This is a genomic window from Lyngbya sp. CCY1209, from assembly GCF_055795065.1.
In genome coordinates, this window is record NZ_JAYFER010000472.1 from 1 (window position 1) to 215 (window position 215).

Genomic DNA, 215 nt, shown 5'->3' on the forward strand with positions numbered 1-215 from the left:
AGCCATTGTTTGACATTTCGCCTTATGGTCGTTGGACAATGAAGTTTGGATAGCAGATAATCATGGTCAATTTGGTCAAAGCATTTGGCGATGTCAGCATCGAGGATGTAGTATTCCCCGTGGTTAATAGCGACAAAAATTCTGCCAATTGCGTCAAGGGTTGAGCGTCCGGGTCGAAACCCATAGCTTGTCCCCTCGAATTTAGGTTCCCAATA

The 215-nt window shown here is 45.1% G+C and carries 1 protein-coding gene; it reads right to left on the bottom strand.

What is annotated here, in order from left to right:
- A partial coding sequence (locus AC0QHF_RS15075; protein ID WP_324705048.1) for a reverse transcriptase domain-containing protein occupies positions 1-215 on the bottom strand: 215 nt, incomplete at both ends.